Raw genomic sequence first — 19,196 nt, forward strand, 5'->3', positions numbered from 1 at the left:
ATTTTAAGTGTTGCCCAAAGTATAAGCCGCCTGACTAAGTATGACCATTAGAAAAATAAAAGAGACCTGCCTGTATGTAAGTAACCTCCAGAAAAGCAAAGCGTTTTACCACGGGCAGCTGGGGCTTGAGGTAATAGGAGAGGTAAAAGATAGGCATGTGTTTTTCAGGGCCGGTGAGTCGGTGCTGCTGTGTTTTATCTCAGAGGCGTCGAAGAAGGGTGGCGCCTTACCGCCGCACTTTGGCTCTGGGCAACTGCATCTGGCGTTTGAGGTAAGCAAAACAGACTACCAGAGCTGGAAAGATAAAGTACAGGACGCAGGAATTACTATTGAGCAGGAGTATGACTGGGGTAAAGGCTACCTGTCTTTTTACTTCCGGGACCCGGACCAGCACCTGCTGGAGGTTGTAATGGAAGGTATGTGGGAGAGGAGTTAGTTAATTGTGTTTTTAAATCACAAAGCCCCGGATTTGATCCGAGGCTTTGTGAAATGTATAGGTGAAGCTATTTAAGGCGGGCCTGTATCTCTTCTGCTATTCCTCCATAGCGCTTCAGTAGTCTGCCCCAGTCTGTAAATAGCTGGTCTTCTTTTACGCTTGTAACTCCATCTGCACGCTGGCTTACAATCTTAACTACATACGTAAGGTCGTCGGCATTGCCACCGCTACTCACAATAACCCTTGTGCGTATGGTGCTCATGCCGTTAAAGTTCTGTACCTGCCAGGCTGTGGTAAGGTAGCCGGTGTTGTAATCCACTGTCTCCAGCACGTCAAAGCTGCGGGTAATAATAGAGCTTAGTATCTTCCAGGCGTTTTCGGAGGGTATGGTTTTATTAACCGGTACTGTAATGCGCACATTGGCCATGTCAGTAGAGATAGAGGAGTTGTAGGCTTCGTCTTCCACCATTTCTACAAACTCAGTCAGGGGTGGCTCCTGCATGTTTTGCTGGTTGCAATAGTTTTTAACGTAGCGGATAAAGCCATCTTTCGTTACCCGTAGCTCCACACATGCATTTTTGGGCACTTTTAAATCATACTTTCCAACGCCCAACACTTTGCCTGCTACCTCAATATTGGCATCTGAGGGTGCAGTGGTTATTTTAACCAGCCTGTCTTCCAGGGCTGCTCTAAATCGGATGGGCGGAACAGGGTCTGTGGCTGGTTTGTTGCAAAATACCTGTGTCTCTTCTGCGAAGCCTTCTCGGGTTACACTTACCGTTACACACTCGCTGGCGGGTATGGTTACATCGGTTGTGCCCCGGCCCTTGGAAGCGCCGTTAATGAGTACAGTAGCATCAGCCGGGAACACCTCCAGCCGCACCTGACGGTCTTTCATCTCAAAAAAATCTTTTACAGGAGGCGCTTCGCGGTCTGGGGAGTTGTAGTATACTTTGGTAAGAGGAGCGTAACCGGCTTTTTTAACCTCCAGTGTTAAAAACTTGCCTTTGCCCACCACCATGTTAATGCGCTTGGTGCCTATCATGCGGCCGTCCACATAAATCTCTGCATCATAGGGCTCCACACTGATGTCCACTAGCCGATTTTCCAGGTTTATTTTCTGCTCCTTGTCCCATTTCATTGTTTTGGGGTACTCCTTTATCAGGGGCTCATACCCTTCTTTTACCACTTTAATCCTGTTCCGGGAATTCTTGTCCAGCTTTAGCTCAATACTGCCAACGCCTAATTCTGCCACTTCTGTGTTGTCGGTGTCTTTAAGTAGGAAGAACTTAGCATCGGGGAGGTTAGAGGATATGTTGATTTTACTTTGAGCAAAAACGGAGACCGCTACAAAGTATAAGCACATAAACGCGTATAACTTTTTTCGCATAACTGTAAGGGTTTATTGGTTGTTAAAATTAGGAATAATGGTTGCGATGTTTAGTACTTACGCAATAAAATATATAAATGTTCTAATTGTGCTATATAGTGTTAAAGCAGAACTTGTGTAAAGAAGTAGGTTGGCAGCTTTATACTTTCACAGAAAGTATGAAGCAGGCAATCAGATCATTTGAGAAGCTTATGTTTTATATGTCAGTGCTTTAGGTGTGATTGCGCTGATTGCTAGATAAGCTCAACCTCTAATGAAATTGGAAAGATTTTCTTTTAAACCGATATTAGCAAAAAGTAATTTTAGATGAAGATCAAGCTTATTGCGATAGGTAAAACAGACGAGGCGTTTCTGGAAGAGGGGATTCAAAAGTACCTTAAAAGACTAAAGCACTATCACCAGGTTGAGTTTACTATTATTCCGGATATAAAGCAGGGAGGCAAGTTTACGGCCGATAAGCTAAAAGAGGAGGAGGGGAAACTTATACTTCAGAAGGTGCAGGAGGGAGATCATTTGATTCTTCTGGATGAAAAAGGAAAGAATTTTACCTCCTCAGAGTTTGCTGGCTTTTTGCAAAAGAAGCTAAACGCTGTTACCACAAATTTGGTCTTTGTAATTGGCGGCGCCTTTGGTTTTTCACCGGCTGTTTATGAACGTGCAAACGATAAAATCTCCCTTTCTAAAATGACCTTTTCGCACCAGATGGTACGGCTGTTTTTTACAGAGCAGCTATACCGCGGCTTTACCATTCTGAGAGGTGAGAAGTACCATCACGATTAGTAAATGGAAAAAATAGTCTATAATGGTGAAGTAACTTCGGCTATACTTCGTTTTACATCATCCTAAAACCTACTGGTGCAGTCACGCAAAAGTCTTGCGCCTTACCACTTAAAGTTGGCGGGCTTGCGAGTTTAAGTTTCCTGATAACCCGAACTGCTTCTTTATCCAAGAGCAGATGCTTGCCTTGTTGCACAGTAATATCCTCAATTTTACCATCCTTAGTGATAGTGAAGTTCACGAGCACCGTCCCTTGTATACCTTCTCTTAAGGCGCCAGCAGGATAGACAATGTTAGTCCCTAAAAAGTAATTGAACGACTTTTCTCCTGTTGCTATTTTGGGTGCTTTATACCCTATACTATCGTTGTCTGCAAAGTAGTCGCTGATGATAAGTTTCTGTGCACCAATACATTGATCGCCTGAATATTCAAGTGTGAAGTTATAGTCTATGGGTTTAGGGCCGCTGCCATACTGTATAATCCAGACCCCGACAGGTTCGGCACCTCTGTAAGTTTGGCTTCTGATGATTTCATCTTTCCTTAAGTTCTTAACTGCATTTGTCACGCTTCCGTCTGCGTGCCGGGTTTCTATTTTGGCGTAGGCTGCCTTCTCTTTTGGTGTTTCCTTTCTCAGAGACTGATCTTTGAAATAGCGCTCACTTGTTTCCTGCGCCATACTGGCTGCAGGTATAACCAGAAGTATAAAGAGTAAAATATGCTTCATCATAATGTAGTTTGTTTTATAGCCAATGCCTGTGCTAAGGTAGTTTTAAACACTGTGGGTTTTGCCGTGCGTTTCTTGCTTTTTGCCCTTATTCAGGATTACCCAGATTAGAATAGAGAAAGAGACGGTGACCAGTGCAAAGAATTTCTCGAAGTATGTTTCTGCCACAATATTACCTATGGTATTCAAAGTAAATATGACCAGGAATATCCACAAGATCGCGTTCACCATTTTAAGAGGTAAGATCTGCCGAACGTATCCTCCTTTTATCATCAGAACGAAGCCTAAGAACAAATTAACAGCTATTGATATGGATTCAAAAGCATACATTTCTGCTTCGCTTTTCAATCTTCCGCCCCATGTAATTTCATAAGGGACTAACTTCAAAAGAATGCTCAAATGGAATACCGTAATAGCAGCGATCAGCCATAGTAATATATTGACTGCAGTTATTTTATTCATGGTGCGACTATTATTTTAGAAGTTGAATGGTTTGGCTAAAGCACATTTTAATGTGTTTTAGGTGTGGTTTGAGCATTAGCTTTTATTCTTGTATACATTTCACTACCACCTGTACTGATATACAGATTATCCCTGAAAATAAATGGCTCACCTAACCCGTATTCAAACTCAGTTTTCTCGGTAACCTTTCCTTCCATACTAACAGAATAGAAGGTTCTATCATATGTACCGAAAACAATTTCCCCATTGAAAAGTAAGATTCTGGTACTCGGATAGTCCTTTTGGAGATTTACTGACCAGATAATATCTCCATTTTTAGGGTTAAGACATAATAAACCATATTTATATGATGCAATAAACAGCTTGCCATCAATGTAATAAGGTTTTAAATGTGTATTTGGGTAAGTCTGCCTTTCCCAAATCATATTTCCACTTTTTAAATCTATTGCTTTTGTAAAACCATTGGCATAAGAGGAATCTAAGTTGATGAATACCTTGCTATTACTAACTTCTGCCTCGCTGGTTAAATAATTTGGAGTTGGGAAGTTCCATTTTGTCTTTCTGGTTTCCACGTTTATGCAATAAAGGCTGCTGCCTTCGTTGTCCTTGTAATCAAAATCGCCGACAACAAGCATACTGTCAACCAAGATCGGGTCGCTGGAGGAAAGCATTTGATATTGCGGAACGATGGACCAGACGCGGTTGCCTGAACTTTGCTCAAAGGCAAATAATCCTCTGCTATTGACGGAACCGATCAATTGGGATTTATAGGGAATTAAGGTATGGCCGATCTTCTGACCAGTTTTTTGCTTCCATTTTAAATTCCCGAGCGTATCGTAAGCAAAAATGGAATCCCTCCCCCCGATATAAATTTCTTCACCAATTATTAACGGTTTCTGGCCTTCATAATTTGGTAAGGCCGGTTTAATCCAAATAACCTTACCAGTTAATAAATCTGCTTTGAATAGTTTTTCATTCAGAGTTAAACCATAAATTTTATTTCCCTTAATTATTAATGAGGTCGCATTCCAATCTAAATCCGTTTGAGTCCAAATCTTCTTAAATCCTTCTCCATAGTTTTTTTTCTCTTCAGACTTACAAGAAGTAAGAGTCAAAATCAACAATAAGAAGACCCACAGTTTATTCATTTGAAATTTGCTCTAACTAACGGCTAACAGGAGTACCTACTCCTACTACCTCCACTATATGTGGAGGCGCTTTATCAGAATATCATTGCCGAAAGGCACATCAGCTTAATTCAGCATTAATTTAGCAAAATAAACTACAACTGCGCATTAATAAGTTGCAGCGTTTCCAGATGCAAAGTATGGCCACCTTCAAAAGTATAAATGCGTGGAGAGATGTCAAGCTGAGCCATCAGCTGTTGTTTGCGGTCTAAGGCTTGTTGGGTGATAAATTCGTCTTGCGTGCCATACACCATAGCTACCGGTAAACCTGCAAACGCGGCTTTACCCATGGCAAAATCTATGTCTTCGGGAAAAGAGGCGGCCCAAAGTATAAGCCGGTGCACTGGTATACTTTCGGTGGCAAGCCAGCGGCTTACAGTAGCCCCACCCTGCGAGAAGCCCAGCACCGTTACACGTACATTTTTCGGTAGCTGCTGTAGCAGTTCATGTAGCAGCAGGTTCAGGTAAGCTGCCTGGTCCTCAATTTCAGAAAGGCGGTCTTCTTTGGTCATCCAGGTGGCACCTACGCGGCCAGAAAAGCCATCCAGGTAAAACCGCGACAAAGCTTCCGGTGCCACCACTACAGTTTTGCCGTTATCCAGCACACTAAAATGGCGCAAAAAGTAACGTGCCAGCTGTCCATACCCGTGGCACACAATCCATAGGTCCTGCACCTCATCAGAAGGAGTGCCTAACGTGTAATACCGGGCAGTACGCGGGACAACAAGACTGTGCTCTGTCATTGGTTCGGGTTTAGAAATTGAGCAGTCTGCTAATGAAGATTTATACTTCACTTGATGAATTACTTCTTCTAAAAGCGACTAACTCAGAACTCAGAATTCGAGACTAACCTACAGGCTTTCGCGGTTAAACTGGAAAGGCAACAGGTCGGCTACAGACTTAAAGCGGTAAAAATTGCCGTCGGGGCCTTGCAGCAATACAGGTATAACCTCGCCTTGTTTGTGCTCATACTCGGCCATTACCTGGCGGCAGGCGCCACAGGGCATAGCAGGCAAAAACGAAGCATCTTCTCTGCGGCGGGCAGTTACGGCCAGTAGCTTTATCTTTTCGTTCGGGTGGTGCGCGCTAAAAGCAAAAAGTGCGGTACGCTCTGCACATAATCCTGATGGATAGGCTGCGTTTTCCTGGTTGCTTCCTTTAAACATGGTGCCATCTTCCAGCACCAGCGCAGCGCCTACTAAAAAGTTAGAGTAAGGAGCGTAAGCATCGCTGGCAGCCTGTTGGGCTAAATCCATGGCCTTGCGTTCCTGGTCGGTTAGTTCATTGGGTTCCAGCACATCAATGCTGATATTTATATTCAGTTCACTTGCCATTTCGTAGCGAATAGGTCATAAAAGTGGAAAAGGGCTATAAATTTAAGGTAATATTCTGAGAAAACCATACTTAAGGTTGGCCTTGCGTACAGTATTAGCTAAATTAAGCCAAAACAACGCTGCACTATGAAAAGAATCCTGTTGCTTGGAGCCGGCCGCTCCGCCTCTTCCCTGATTGCTTATCTGTTAAACAATGCTGCTCCCGAAAACTGGCACCTTACCATTGGCGATATCACGGTAACGCACCTGCGCCCTGTATTAGAGCCTTTTAGCTTTGCCGAAGCCATTGTTTTTGATGTGCACGACGAAGCACAAAGAGCTGAAGAGGTTGGCAAAGCAGACCTGGTGATTTCGCTGCTGCCGGCTGTGTTTCATATTCAGGTAGCCAAAGAGTGCCTTGTGCAGGAGAAAAATTTAATTACAGCCAGCTATGTTACGCCAGAGTTTCTGGAGCTGCACCAAGAGGCACAGGAAAAGAACCTTACCATACTAATGGAATCTGGCCTGGACCCGGGAATAGATCACATGTCGGCGATGCAGATTATCCGTCGCATACAGGCTGAGGGTGGCACGTTAACATCCTTCAAATCCTTTACAGGCGGCTTGGTGGCACCCGAATCCGATACAAACCCGTGGCGCTATAAGTTTACCTGGAACCCCCGTAACGTAGTGCTGGCAGGGCAGGGTACAGCCAAGTACATCAAGAACGGAGCTTACAAGTATATCCCGTACCACCAGCTCTTCCAGCGAACCGACGAATTCTACGTAGATGGCTACGGCCATTTCGAAGGGTATGCTAATCGTGACTCCCTGAGCTACCGGGAGCCTTACGGTCTGCTAAACATTCCCACAATGTTGCGAGGCACCCTTCGCCGCCCCGGTTATTGCCAAGCCTGGGACGTATTTGTGCAGCTAGGCCTCACCGACGACAGCTATACTTTAGATAACTCTGAAGGCATGACTTACCGCAGCTACCTTGAGGCATTTCTGCCTCCTGCCACTGATGGCCAAAGTATAGAAGAGTGCCTGAGTTTATACCTGGGTATACCTCTAGAGGGTGATGTGATGCATAAACTGGCTTGGCTAGGCTTGTTTAGTGATAAACCTGTAGAGCTTGCCGGCGCCACTCCTGCCCAAGTATTGGAGAAGATCTTAAAAGAAAAGTGGACGTTAAGCCCCGGTGACAAAGATATGATCGTGATGCAGCACCTGTTTGAGTACGAACTGGACGGTGAGAAACGCGAGATAACCTCTTCGCTGGTAGCCATCGGCGACGATGAAATTCAAACGGCCATGGCGAAAACAGTTGGCTTGCCTGTGGGTATACTTGCCAAACTCATGCTTCAGGAGCGAATCTCTCATCGTGGTGTGGTGATACCTATATATTCGGAGTTGTACGAGCCGGTGCTGGAGGAGCTAAAGGAGTTCGGGATTGACTTTGTGGAGCAGGAGCGAGTGATGGTGAGTTAGTGAGGTTATTCTTTTAGCTTGTTATTCTGCTTTTCTGCAGCACCGGGTCCAACCACCCCTAACCCCTCCTTATCCAAGGCGGGGAACTCTGCAGTTACCATTGCCAAAGTATAAGCTCTCAATATCTTTACAAGATGATATGAGAACAGCAGGAACTCTTAAGAAGAGATAAGAAGTAGTAAGTATAAATTCCCCGCCTTGGATAAGGAGGGGCTAGGGGTGGTTGGACTAGGTGCTGCACAAAGCAAGTATTGGGAATCGCGCACACTTGAAACAGCCAGTGCATGAAGTTAAGCTGGACTAAAATATCAAATAATACTCTTTCAGCAACTCTATAAATGCGGGAGAATAAGCCACTCCATCCATCTCTCTTATTGCTATTTGATCAACAGTTGCTGCAGGCACAGCATCAAAAGTATAAGTCTGTATATGCCGAATACATTTGCCGCCTACCTTAGTATAAACCTCCAAAGTATGAGCAAGGTGTAAATCATACTTCTGCGCCAGCTTCTGGAAAAGTATAGCCTCAGGTGGCGGTAAGAGTAAGTATAACTTTCCAGAGCTGGTCAGGTGCTGTTGTGCGAAGCGAAGTATCTCCTCAAAAAACACCTGTTCTACATGTCGGGCAGCGTTGATGGCAGCATCCGGAGACTTAAGCGAGGAAATGAAAAAAGGCGGGTTAGAAAGTATAATGTCGTAGCGCTGCTGCTTGTGTGCAGCAAACTCCTGCAACGACTCAGGGTGCAGCTTTAGTCTGCCGGCCCATGGGCTGATTGAGAAGTTCTCCTGTGCCTGCTGTTGCGCCTCCGGGTTGATCTCCACGGCATCTATACTTGCCTGGCTGCGCTGGGCTACCATCAGGGAAAGCAAACCGGTTCCTGCTCCAATGTCAAGTATGTGTGCTGCACCGGCCACATCCAACACAGCACCAAACAAACAGGAGTCGGTGCATACTTTCATAGCGCACTTATCCTGCTCTATCCTGAACTGCTTAAACTGGAAGTATGAGTTGGCCACTTGGGAAATTATGAATTATAAATGGAATACAAGGTGTACAAAAGCAACTCATAATTAATAATTCAGCACTCATAATTAAAGCGAGTTGTACATCCCCGACTCGAAGCCTTCGTCGATGAGCAGGTTAGGGGAGAGGGCGCTGGCTACGGCCAGTTCGTCGCAGCGTTCGTTTTCGGGATGGCCGGCATGGCCGCGAATCCAGACAAACTTCACGTTATGGTTCTTGTATACTCGTAGAAAGCGCGACCACAAATCAGCGTTGGCTTTGCCTTTAAAGCCTTTCTTTTGCCAGCCAAACACCCAGCCTTTTTCCACGGCATCCACTACATACTTTGAGTCGGAGTAGATAGTAACAGGAATGCCGGGTTTGGTAATTGCCTCCAGCCCAACAATCACTGCCAGCAACTCCATGCGGTTATTCGTTGTTTTCCTGAAGCCCTGGCTTATTTCTTTCTCGTGCTGTTTCCAGCGAAGTATAACGCCATAGCCTCCCGGGCCAGGGTTTCCACGTGAAGCACCATCGGTAAACAGTTCGATCATGTATTTAAATGAGTGAATGAGCGAATGAGTTATTGTCTAATGTTTAAATGACTCATACACTCAGTCAAAATTACAAATTAGTTTTAAAGAGCTTAATGGCGATGGCCAGCAGTATGATACCGAAAACTTTTCGGAGTACGTTAGCGCCGTCTTTGCCCAATTTACGCTCTATCCAGCTAGATGCCTTCAGCACGATGTATACAAACACCAGATTTAGCACAATGCCTACCAGCACGTTTGGCAGCGAGTAAGCAGCGCGTAGCGAGAGCAGCGTAGTCATAGTACCGGCACCAACAATAAGCGGGAAGGCCAGGGGCACAATAGAACCGCTCTTCGACTCGGGATCAGAATGGAAAAAGTCTTTGCCGAGGATCATCTCCAAACCAATTAGGAAAATAATAATAGCACCTGCCATGGCAAACGACTGAAAATCGATACCAAACAGCTTTAGTATAGACTGACCCAGAAACAGGAAAGCGATCATCAAAACGCCAGAGATAATAGTTGCTTTCTCAGACTCTATTTTTCCTTCGCGCTTGCGCAGGTCTATGATGATCGGGATGGATCCAAGAATGTCGATAACGGCAAAAAGGGTAAGCGTAACAGAGGCTATCTCTTTTAAGCTAAACATGGTTCTGAGTTAAAGAATTAGAAAGTTAGAAAGTTAAAGAGGTGCCCAAAGTTAGGCAAAATGTGGTAGAAGAAAGTTAGAATCGGAGTTGGATATTGATTAGAGTGCCTGTTTTAGTATATATCTGAATGCACAACTCCTAAACTTTCTAACTCCAAAACTCTTTAACTCATATTAGGCATAGTAGTGCAGGAAGAAGCGTTTTAGCTCTTCGTATTCCTCGTCAAGTATGGCTGGGAAGTTGGCAATCCGGAAGCTGTTGCGTGCCCATGGACCGTAGCCATTGCCTAACCGGATGTTGTGGTACAAAGCACGCTTTTTGGCTTCATCAACCAATCGTTCAGGTGCCTCGATGGCGATAACAGTTTTGGAGCGCACCTCCTCGTTCTCTATCAGCAGTTTAAAATCTGTGAACTGGCTAAAGAAAGTATAAAGGTCCTCGGCACGGTCTGAAAGCTGCTGATCTATACTTTTTATAAACTCCCGATCCTCAAGCATGCGCTTGAGCAGGTAAATGTTGAGCACATTCGGTGTATGGGTAGTCTGGTAGTTCAGCATTTTCTCATACATACTTACCAGGCTGTTGTAGTGCCCGCGCTCGTTCATCTGCTTCGCCCTAAAAATTGCCCTCGGCGAGCAAGCCATAATACCCAAACCGGCTGGTAAGCCAAAGCACTTCTGCACCGATGCAAACCAGATATCTGCCTTTATCAGTTTTAAATTTAACCCGGCCATCGACGAGGTGGCGTCCACGGCAATCAGGGTATCGCGGAATTTGTTGTGCAGGTTAAGTATTGTAGTGGCAGAAACCTGGGTGCCGTTAGAGGTCTCGTTTTGGGTAAAGCAGATAAGTTCGGTGTCAGTGCTTATCTCCAGTTGGTCTACTGGCATAGGCTCGTTCACATCAAACTTATAGCCCTCTGATTTCGGCCTCAGGTTTTTGGCGTACTGGCACCATTTCTCCCCGAAAGAGCCATTATAGATATGGAAGCTTTTGTGTGTTGTAAGGCTTTGGATCAGGATTTCCCAGCACTCTGTGGCCGATGAGGTAAAGAAGATGTAGTAGTCTTGCGGGATGTTTAGTTTGCGCTTGATAGAGCCAACCACAGCCCGCGAAAGCTGCACAAATTGCTCACCTCTGTGGGGCGTGCTCAGAATGCCCTCATCGTACGCATCCTGCATGTAAGCGCGTACTTCACTATATACTTTAGAAGGCCCTGGATAGAAGTTCAGCATGAAGGGAAAGTATAAAAAATATAGGAGTTATACTATACCTGTTCTCAAAAAGTTAGGTCTGTAGATAACGGTAAACTATACCAGAGTTACACACTAAAGCCGATTTGTTTTGGCTTTAACCTTTCAAAATACTGTAAGGCAAGCCGGTAACTTTCCAATCCGAAGCCAACTATCACGCCCTCGCAGTAAGGTGCCAGCATACTTTTGTGCCTGAAAGCTTCGCGCTTGTATACATTAGAGATATGCACCTCCACAACCGGCGTATCAATGGCCTTGATCGCATCTGAGAGTGCAACCGAAGTATGGGTATATGCCCCTGCGTTCATCACGATGCCTTTATAGCTAAAGCCAACTTCGTGCAGCTTATCAATTAAAGCGCCTTCTGTGTTAGATTGAAAATAAGTGAGCTCCAATGCAGGAAATGCCTCCTTCAGCTCTCCAAAGTAGTCTTCGAAAGAGCGGCTGCCGTAAACGGCTTTTTCGCGTACGCCCAGCAGGTTCAGGTTAGGGCCGTTCAGGATCAGTATTTTCATAGAAGCAGGCAATTAGATATTATGGTAAGTTTCTGAGAAGACAAAGGTAAGGATTAACTATATTTGCTTAGTTTTTTTGACAAAAGAAAATAGATAAAGGACAAAAGACTACAGCTAATTTAGATTAAACCTGTGCCTTCTTCCTTTCTGCAACCTGTCTTTTGTCTTTAGTCTAACCACCCTTTGTCCCTAACATGAGCTGGCATATCACAACAAAGCAATTCGGCGAATACCTAAAGCTGGAAAAATCGCTCTCGAAGCACTCTGTAGAGGCATATTTGCGCGATGTGTCGAAGCTAACCGACTTCCTGGAGCTAAAGGGACTAAGCGTTTCACCGCAGCAAATTACGCCAGCGCATATACGTGAGTTTCTGGAGTGGGTGGCAGAACTAGGCATGACGCCGCACTCGCAGGCGCGTACGCTTTCAGGCATCAGGGCTTTTTACAAATTCATGATCATGGAAGATATGCTGCAAACTGACCCTACCGATACAGTAGAGGCTCCAAAGCTTAGCCGCAAACTGCCCGATACGCTTAACTTTCATGAGATAGAGCAGTTGCTAAGTGCTATTGACCTTTCTACGCCTGAAGGTACACGTAACCGTGCGATGCTGGAAACGCTGTATAGTTCTGGTTTACGTGTTTCCGAGCTTCTGGACCTGCGCCTGAGCAACCTGTACGAAGATATGGGCTTTTTGAAAGTGGCCGGTAAGGGTGACAAAGAACGCTTGGTGCCAATCGGGCGCGACGCACTAAAGCATATCAAACTTTACAAAGAGGGTGTGCGCTGTCACCTCAAAATCAAAAAAGGCCACGAAGATATTATTTTCCTCAACCGCCGCGGTGCACAGATGACGCGCGTGATGGTGTTTACGATCATCAAAGACCTGGCTGCAAAAGCCGGAATCCAGAAAACAGTAAGCCCCCATACTTTCCGCCACTCTTTTGCTACGCACCTGATAGAAGGCGGAGCCGATCTACGTGCGGTACAGGAAATGCTAGGCCACGAGTCCATCACGACTACTGAAATTTATACCCACTTAGACAGGGATTACCTGAAACAGGTGATCAAGGATTATCATCCTAGGAGTTAGTAAGAATATCTCTGCAGAGGAATTATGATCGTGTTCGGAGTGCTCTTTCTAAAAAAGCTAATTACAGCTAATAGCCTTTTAAATCAATCTCCTCCGACTCCACTATCGCAACCCGCTTGCCCATTTTTTTCTGGATGATCTTAAAGTGGTGCTGATCTTCTGGGGTGATGAGAGAAATTGCTTCGCCGGTGGCACCTGCACGGCCTGTGCGGCCAATGCGGTGAATGTAATCTTTGGGAGAGCGGGGCAGATCGTAGTTAACAACGTGCGGCAGCTGCTCAATATCAATACCCCGTGAGGCCAGATCGGTGGCGACCAAAACACGCAGGTCTCCTGCTTTAAATTTACGCAAAGCCTCTGTTCTGGCTCCCTGGCTTTTCTTGCTGTGCATGGTAGCCGCCTGTATGCCATTTTTATTCAGCTTGTCTACCAGGTTATCCGCCGTGCGCGTAGAGGATACAAATACCAGCACCTGCTGCCAGTCACCCTGTTTTATCAGGTATCTCAGGAACGGGCCTTTCTTTTCGGGGGCTACATTATAGGCTAGCTGCTTAATCTGTTCCGGACTTATACTTTCAGCCTCAATCTCGATGGTAACCGGGTTTTGCAGCAGCATTTGGTTTATACTTTGCACATCGTTGCTAAGCGTGGCCGAGAAAAGTATACTTTGGCGTTTAGCAGGCAGCAGCGAAAAAATCTTATCCATCTCTTCCTTAAAGCCCAAGTTCAGCATTTTATCGGCCTCGTCCAGCACCAGTACCTCCACCTGAGATAGATGCACCGCTTTCGAATTGATCAGGTCCAACAGTCTTCCTGGTGTAGCCACCAGCACATCAGTGCCTTGCAGCTGCATCATCTGCGGGTTTATACTTACACCGCCATACACTGCCAATGTTTTTACTTTTCGGGGCAGGCCAGAACCAAATGCCTGAAATACATCCTTCACCTGCACAGCCAGCTCACGGGTAGGAACAAGTATAAGTGCCTTTACAAACCTGTTGCGAGAGGGCTCTGTGCGCTGTAGCTTCTCAAGTATAGGTAGCGCAAAGCCGGCTGTTTTACCTGATCCTGTCTGCGCAATCCCTAACACATCTTTCCCTTTAAGTATAGCAGGTATAGCCTCTTGCTGAATCGGGCGTGGCTGCTCATACTGCTGGGCTGCTATGTTTTTTAAAAGAGGAGCTGATAAACCGAGGTGTGAAAACGACATGCGCTGCTTATTTTTTTCTGTACTGATCTATACTTTTTGGTGCACCCTTTTTCTGCTTTAGAGTAAGTGCTGCGGTGCAAAGGTATGGTTTTATACGTGCGGTTTAGTTCATTACAGCTAAAGTACAGCAGGAATGATGGATGTCATGTGAAAGTACAGTTATGATTTAGTACCTTGATGTAGAAAACAATTGCTCTGAAACATTTAAGCATGTACATATGGCTGAAGCGCACGACACAGGAAAGCTGCTGGGAGTTAACAAGGAGTTTTTACCGGAGTTTGTTTATGGTGGCATCGATGGCTCCATTACCACTTTTGCTGTAGTAGCAGGAGCAACCGGTGCTAACCTCGACATCCCGGTGGTGATCATACTTGGGTTTGCCAACCTGATAGCCGATGGGTTTTCGATGTCGGTGGGTAATTTTTTCTCTACCAAAGCCAGCCTCGACAGCTACGATAAAAACAAGAACATTGAGTACTGGGAGATTGAAAATAAACGAGAAACAGAAATAGAAGAGATACGACAGATTTACCGCAATAAAGGATTTAAAGGCGAGTTGCTGGAGCAGGTAGTGGAGGTGATCACGTCGGATAAGGATGTGTGGGTGGAGACTATGATGAAGGAAGAACTGGAGATGACCAAAGACCGGAAGTCACCTTACCAAACCGCCGGCATGACTTTTTTCTCTTTCCTGCTGATCGGCTTTATTCCGCTTGCCGCTTATGTGTATGCGCTTGTTTTTGAGACCAGCAAACAAAATCTGTTTATCTATGCCTGCGTGCTTACCGGCCTGGCGTTTTGTATCATTGGGGTGCTTAAAAGTATGGTTAATCAGAAAAATGCCATCAGAGGTATTGCTGAGACATTGTTTTTAGGAGGCATTGCTGCCGTGCTAGCCTACTTTGCAGGAGCTGTGCTGGAGAATCTGTTCCGGTAGAAAGTAAATTGGAGCATTGTTATTTCCATCTACTTTATAGCACCCTATACTTTTCGAAATTCTTTCTATTTCTGTATTCCTAAAATAATGAGCTTATATTTGTAAGCAGCAATCTAAACCCAAAAAAGCTGCCGTGTATAAAAGCCTGCTCCGCCCGCTGCTGTTCCAACTAGACCCCGAAAAAGTACATTACCTTACTGCCGATGCCGTTAAATTTGGTTACAAGCTGCCTTTTATAGAAAACATAACCCAAAGTATGTTTCAGGTACAGGACCAGCGCCTGGAGCGGGAACTGTTCGGGTTAAAGTTTCCAAACCCGGTTGGCCTGGCAGCTGGCTTCGATAAGGATGCTAAGCTGATAGATGAGTTTGCTCACTTTGGATTCGGATTTATTGAAATAGGAACCCTCACACCAAAGCCACAGTCCGGTAACGAAAAGCCGCGCCTGTTCCGCCTGCCTAAAGACCAGGCTATCATCAACCGTATGGGCTTTAACAACGAAGGCGTGGATGCTGCCGTGAGAAGGCTGGAAAAGCGCAAAAGCAGTATCATTGTAGGCGGCAACATCGGCAAAAACAAAGTAACACCTAACGAAGAGGCGACCAACGACTACCTCTACAGCTTTAAGGCTTTGTTTGATGTAGTAGACTATTTTGTAGTGAATGTAAGCTCGCCTAACACACCGGACCTGCGTGCCCTGCAAGACAAAGAGCCGCTGCAAAAGCTGCTGCTAACTCTTCAGGAAGAAAACCAGAAGCACGCCACACCAAAGCCACTGCTGCTTAAAATTGCCCCCGACCTTAACTCAGAGCAGCTCAACGATATCATTGAAATTGCTATTGAGGCCAGGCTAAGCGGCATAATCGCTACAAACACCACTGTGAGCAGAGCCGGGTTGCATACTTCGCCAGATACAGTTGCTGGAATAGGTATGGGTGGCCTCAGCGGAAAACCACTTACCCATCACTCTACCCAAATTGTAAGACATCTGCGTACATACTTGCCAAAAGAAATAAAGCTGATTGGTGTGGGCGGCATTATGACGGCAGACGATGCCGTGGAAAAAATGCAGGCTGGAGCCGACTTGGTACAGTTATACACCGGTTTTATCTACGAAGGCCCTGCGCTGGTAACACGCATTAATAAGAAATTGCTAACGCTTTAGTCGTTTTCGTTATTAGGTAAGACACTCACAGTTTTCGAAGACACTGTGAAGTCATTTATTTAACTCTTCCTGGCGCAAGTCTTAAGCGAAGCGTGACTTGTGACTTTTCATGAGAGGAATTCTTCAGACTTCCGAAAGCCATACTTGTTCCTTTACTTTCTCACGCAAGTCTGAAGATTTGTTGCCATTCACCAGCACAAGAAGCACTACGCTTAACAGTTGCGCTATGACAACAAACAAGACGCAAAATATTGCCTCTCTATGTTCTGTAATTGTTAGCAATCAACAATTTCGCGGTTTAGCCATTCAATAATTAGCCATCAGGAACTACCAGCCAAATTATTTCACAAATTTGAGTAAAAGCCTTCCCTTTTGCTGGGTGCATCTATCCAAAAAAATGTAAATTTGAAATCTTAATTAGTCAGAGGGTATGGCCAAGAACACTTACAGAAACGATACGCTTAATTATGGGCGGCAGAATGAGGTGCGGGGTAAGAATGAGCCACGCAGGGCAAATGTGCCTAAAAGCGAGATGGGCAAGCAGGCCAAGAAAAAATGGTCGTTTAAGTTGCCGTCTTTCTCGTTGCCAAGTATAAATATCGATTTTTTTAAGGATCGTAGGGTTAAGCTTACCGTTGGCTTTACGTTTCTGCTGCTTTCCTTCTGCATGACCATTGCCTTTGTGTCGTACCTGTTCACGGGTAATGCAGACCAGAGCGTGGTTTATTCTGTAGACGGCACTGGTTTAAAAGAGTCTGGCAAAGAGGCTGAGAACTGGCTGGGGCTATTTGGTGCGTGGCTGTCGCATATCTTCATTCATCAACTGGTAGGCCTGGGTGCCTTCTTTATCATACCTATATTCTTTATAACGGGCCTGCGCATTGTATTTAAGCGCGTTACCATTTCCCTTTCTTACATACTTGGCCTTTGCAGCTTTAGTACTTTGTGGCTTTGCCTGATGCTCGGCTATGTTGTATTTGCTTTTGATGCTGTTGGCAGGTTTGGCTTTCTAGGCGGAGGCATCGGTATAGAGGCAGCTATCTGGATGAACAGCCTAATTGGCTGGGGCTCGTGGCTGGTGCTTGGTTTCCTGATGCTGGTGTTTTTAGTAGGGTTCTTTAACATCACAAGTATAAACTGGGGCTCTAAAACCAAAGAAGAGGAAGCAGAAGAGGATAAGCAGTTAGGGAATTATGCTGCAGCGCAGTCGCTGGGCGATGTGCTGGGCAACGGTAGCCGAAGTATAAACCACAACGCTGACCCAACGGCCTCTCTTGAATATGAAGAGGAGACTGAAGACGAAGAAGAGCTGTATGACGAGGACGACGAAGAAATAAACCGTGCCCTGGAAATGGAGCTGAGTTCCTTAACGCCATTGAATGAAGCTCCTGCCAAGCCGGCTGGCCCTACCTTAGAGCTTGATATTGACGACGCGCTGCTGGAAGAAGAGGAGTTTGACAATACCGAAGAGCCGGAAATGGAGCTGAAAATTGAGCAGACTCCTGAAGAGGCAGAAGCGGACATAATTTCAGGAGAGAACTACGATCCAACCCTTGACCTTGCCCGTTACCAGTACCCACACATCGACCTGTTGAACGACTACGGAACGAACAAAATTCAGGTAACGAAAGAAGAACTGGAGGAAAATAAAGACAAGATCGTAGCTACGCTGGGCCATTATAACATCGGAATCGCCAGCATTAAGGCCACCATCGGCCCAACGGTTACACTTTATGAGATTGTGCCGGATGCTGGTGTGCGTATCTCCAAAATCAAAAATCTGGAAGATGACATTGCCTTGAGCTTAGCAGCTTTGGGTATACGTATCATTGCACCAATTCCGGGTAAGGGTACCATTGGTATCGAGGTGCCGAACACGAAGAAAGAGATGGTTTCCATTAAATCCATACTTTCTACGGAGAAGTTCATGAAGAGCGACATGGACCTGCCAATTGCCTTCGGTAAAACCATTACCAACGAAGTTTTCATCACCGACCTTGCCAAGATGCCTCACTTGCTTATGGCGGGTGCTACGGGTCAGGGTAAGTCGGTTGGCTTGAACGCTATACTTACCTCGTTACTTTACAAGCGCCACCCTTCGCAGCTTAAATTCGTACTTGTCGATCCGAAGAAGGTGGAATTATCTCTGTTCAATAAGATTGAGCGCCACTTTTTAGCTAAGCTGCCGGATAGCGAAGAGCCTATTATTACTGATACTAAAAAGGTAGTAAACACGCTGAACTCGCTGTGCATGGAGATGGATATGCGCTACGACCTTTTAAAAGACGCCGGCTGCCGTAACCTGAAAGAGTATAACCGCAAGTTTGTAGAGCGTAAGCTGAACCCGAAAAAAGGCCACCGCTTTATGCCGTTTATCGTGTTGGTGATTGACGAGTTGGCTGACTTGATGATGACTGCCGGTAAAGAGGTAGAAACGCCGATTGCACGTCTGGCCCAGCTAGCCCGAGCTATTGGTATTCACCTGGTGGTGGCTACGCAGCGTCCGTCGGTAAACGTGATCACGGGTATCATCAAAGCTAACTTCCCGGCGCGCATCTCCTTCAAAGTAACCTCTAAAATAGACTCCCGCACTATTCTGGATGCCGGCGGTGCCGACCAATTGATAGGCCAAGGTGACATGCTCTTCTCTATCGGCTCTGATATGGTGCGTATTCAGTGTGCTTTTGTGGATACTCCGGAAGTAGATAGGATATGCGACTTCATCGGGGAGCAGCAGGGGTACCACGATGCCTACCTGTTACCTGAATTTGTTGGTGATGAAAGTGGTTCTGAGAAAGCCGATTTCGACCCAAGCTCTAAAGATCCATTATTTGAAGAGGCTGCCCGCATTATTGTGCAGCACCAGCAGGGAAGCACCTCGCTGCTGCAGCGCCGCCTGAAACTAGGTTACAACCGTGCAGGCCGCTTAATTGACCAGCTCGAGAGTGCAGGTGTGGTAGGTCCGTTTGAGGGAAGTAAGGCCCGCGAAGTTTTAATTCCAGACGAATACAGTTTGGAACAGTTATTGAATACAATGGGGTAGATTTACCTA

Annotated in this window: 19 protein-coding genes; 7 read left to right on the forward strand and 12 right to left on the reverse strand. The window is 45.6% G+C overall.

All coding sequences use genetic code 11. The annotated features are described in order from the left end of the window. Positions 1 to 40 precede the first annotated feature (40 nt). Positions 41 to 436, forward strand: a complete 396-nt coding sequence (locus H8S84_RS10640; protein WP_187067290.1) for a VOC family protein — start codon at positions 41 to 43, stop codon at positions 434 to 436. 67 nt (positions 437 to 503) lie between these two features. On the opposite strand, the gene H8S84_RS10645 is transcribed toward H8S84_RS10640, so the two are convergent. Continuing rightward, the gene (locus tag H8S84_RS10645) at positions 504 to 1,826 is read right to left on the reverse strand and encodes a peptidase associated/transthyretin-like domain-containing protein (protein WP_187067291.1); all 1,323 of its coding nucleotides are present in this window, start codon (positions 1,824 to 1,826) and stop codon (positions 504 to 506) included. A 306-nt stretch (positions 1,827 to 2,132) separates the two neighbouring features. Here H8S84_RS10645 and rlmH point away from each other — a divergent pair, with 306 nt between their 5' ends. Then, positions 2,133 to 2,606, forward strand: coding sequence for a 23S rRNA (pseudouridine(1915)-N(3))-methyltransferase RlmH (gene rlmH / locus H8S84_RS10650; RefSeq protein WP_187067292.1), 474 nt, complete (start codon positions 2,133 to 2,135; stop codon positions 2,604 to 2,606). A gap of 52 nt (positions 2,607 to 2,658) precedes the next feature. Here rlmH and H8S84_RS10655 read toward each other — a convergent pair whose 3' ends face one another. The 5 genes from H8S84_RS10655 to cdd all read right to left on the reverse strand — a co-directional run bounded on the left by H8S84_RS10655 (position 2,659) and on the right by cdd (position 6,310). Next, positions 2,659 to 3,330, reverse strand: a complete 672-nt coding sequence (locus H8S84_RS10655) for an energy transducer TonB (protein ID WP_187067293.1) — start codon at positions 3,328 to 3,330, stop codon at positions 2,659 to 2,661. A 42-nt stretch (positions 3,331 to 3,372) separates the two neighbouring features. Continuing rightward, complete coding sequence (locus H8S84_RS10660; RefSeq protein WP_187067294.1) at positions 3,373 to 3,789, reverse strand: hypothetical protein; 417 nt, start codon at positions 3,787 to 3,789, stop codon at positions 3,373 to 3,375. A 47-nt stretch (positions 3,790 to 3,836) separates the two neighbouring features. Continuing rightward, positions 3,837 to 4,937, reverse strand: a complete 1,101-nt coding sequence (locus tag H8S84_RS10665) for an outer membrane protein assembly factor BamB family protein (RefSeq protein ID WP_187067295.1) — start codon at positions 4,935 to 4,937, stop codon at positions 3,837 to 3,839. A 134-nt stretch (positions 4,938 to 5,071) separates the two neighbouring features. Next, positions 5,072 to 5,719, reverse strand: a complete 648-nt coding sequence (locus H8S84_RS10670; protein WP_187067296.1) for an alpha/beta hydrolase — start codon at positions 5,717 to 5,719, stop codon at positions 5,072 to 5,074. A 108-nt stretch (positions 5,720 to 5,827) separates the two neighbouring features. After that, the gene (gene cdd, locus H8S84_RS10675) at positions 5,828 to 6,310 is read right to left on the reverse strand and encodes a cytidine deaminase (RefSeq protein WP_187067297.1); all 483 of its coding nucleotides are present in this window, start codon (positions 6,308 to 6,310) and stop codon (positions 5,828 to 5,830) included. Positions 6,311 to 6,436: 126 nt separating this feature from the next. On the opposite strand from cdd, the gene H8S84_RS10680 reads away from it, so the two are divergent. Beyond that, positions 6,437 to 7,780: a saccharopine dehydrogenase family protein gene (locus H8S84_RS10680; protein ID WP_187067298.1), complete on the forward strand. Its 1,344-nt coding sequence runs from the start codon at positions 6,437 to 6,439 to the stop codon at positions 7,778 to 7,780. A gap of 300 nt (positions 7,781 to 8,080) precedes the next feature. Here the strand turns inward: H8S84_RS10680 and H8S84_RS10685 are convergent, their stop codons facing one another. From H8S84_RS10685 to aroQ, 5 genes are all read right to left on the reverse strand, one after another. Further along, positions 8,081 to 8,797 carry a tRNA1(Val) (adenine(37)-N6)-methyltransferase gene (locus tag H8S84_RS10685; RefSeq protein WP_187067299.1) on the reverse strand — a complete coding sequence of 239 codons (717 nt, stop codon included), beginning with the start codon at positions 8,795 to 8,797 and terminating at the stop codon, positions 8,081 to 8,083. Between the two features lie 75 nt (positions 8,798 to 8,872). Beyond that, entirely contained in the window at positions 8,873 to 9,337 is a 465-nt protein-coding gene (rnhA, locus tag H8S84_RS10690; RefSeq protein ID WP_187067300.1) for a ribonuclease HI, read from the reverse strand. A 70-nt stretch (positions 9,338 to 9,407) separates the two neighbouring features. Next, positions 9,408 to 9,968: a MarC family protein gene (locus H8S84_RS10695; RefSeq protein WP_187067301.1), complete on the reverse strand. Its 561-nt coding sequence runs from the start codon at positions 9,966 to 9,968 to the stop codon at positions 9,408 to 9,410. 174 nt (positions 9,969 to 10,142) lie between these two features. Beyond that, positions 10,143 to 11,204: an aminotransferase class V-fold PLP-dependent enzyme gene (locus tag H8S84_RS10700; protein ID WP_187067302.1), complete on the reverse strand. Its 1,062-nt coding sequence runs from the start codon at positions 11,202 to 11,204 to the stop codon at positions 10,143 to 10,145. Positions 11,205 to 11,290: 86 nt separating this feature from the next. Further along, entirely contained in the window at positions 11,291 to 11,737 is a 447-nt protein-coding gene (gene aroQ / locus H8S84_RS10705) for a type II 3-dehydroquinate dehydratase (protein WP_187067303.1), read from the reverse strand. Positions 11,738 to 11,931: 194 nt separating this feature from the next. Here aroQ and xerD point away from each other — a divergent pair, with 194 nt between their 5' ends. Continuing rightward, on the forward strand, positions 11,932 to 12,831 hold the full coding sequence (gene xerD, locus H8S84_RS10710; protein WP_187067304.1) for a site-specific tyrosine recombinase XerD: 900 nt from the start codon (positions 11,932 to 11,934) through the stop codon (positions 12,829 to 12,831). A gap of 67 nt (positions 12,832 to 12,898) precedes the next feature. Here xerD and H8S84_RS10715 read toward each other — a convergent pair whose 3' ends face one another. Then, positions 12,899 to 14,041 (reverse strand): DEAD/DEAH box helicase, encoded by a 1,143-nt coding sequence (locus H8S84_RS10715; RefSeq protein WP_187067305.1) that lies wholly within the window; start codon positions 14,039 to 14,041, stop codon positions 12,899 to 12,901. Positions 14,042 to 14,259: 218 nt separating this feature from the next. On the opposite strand from H8S84_RS10715, the gene H8S84_RS10720 reads away from it, so the two are divergent. The 3 genes from H8S84_RS10720 (at position 14,260) to H8S84_RS10730 (ending at position 19,187) form a co-directional block, all read left to right on the forward strand. After that, positions 14,260 to 14,979 (forward strand): VIT1/CCC1 transporter family protein, encoded by a 720-nt coding sequence (locus H8S84_RS10720; protein ID WP_187067306.1) that lies wholly within the window; start codon positions 14,260 to 14,262, stop codon positions 14,977 to 14,979. Between the two features lie 133 nt (positions 14,980 to 15,112). Then, positions 15,113 to 16,144 carry a quinone-dependent dihydroorotate dehydrogenase gene (locus H8S84_RS10725; RefSeq protein WP_187067307.1) on the forward strand — a complete coding sequence of 344 codons (1,032 nt, stop codon included), beginning with the start codon at positions 15,113 to 15,115 and terminating at the stop codon, positions 16,142 to 16,144. Between the two features lie 430 nt (positions 16,145 to 16,574). Beyond that, a complete protein-coding gene (locus H8S84_RS10730) occupies positions 16,575 to 19,187 on the forward strand; it encodes an FtsK/SpoIIIE family DNA translocase (protein ID WP_187067308.1) in 2,613 nt (870 codons plus the stop codon). Positions 19,188 to 19,196: the final 9 nt, after the last annotated feature.

This window comes from Pontibacter cellulosilyticus (assembly GCF_014306105.1).
Taxonomy (GTDB): domain Bacteria; phylum Bacteroidota; class Bacteroidia; order Cytophagales; family Hymenobacteraceae; genus Pontibacter; species Pontibacter cellulosilyticus.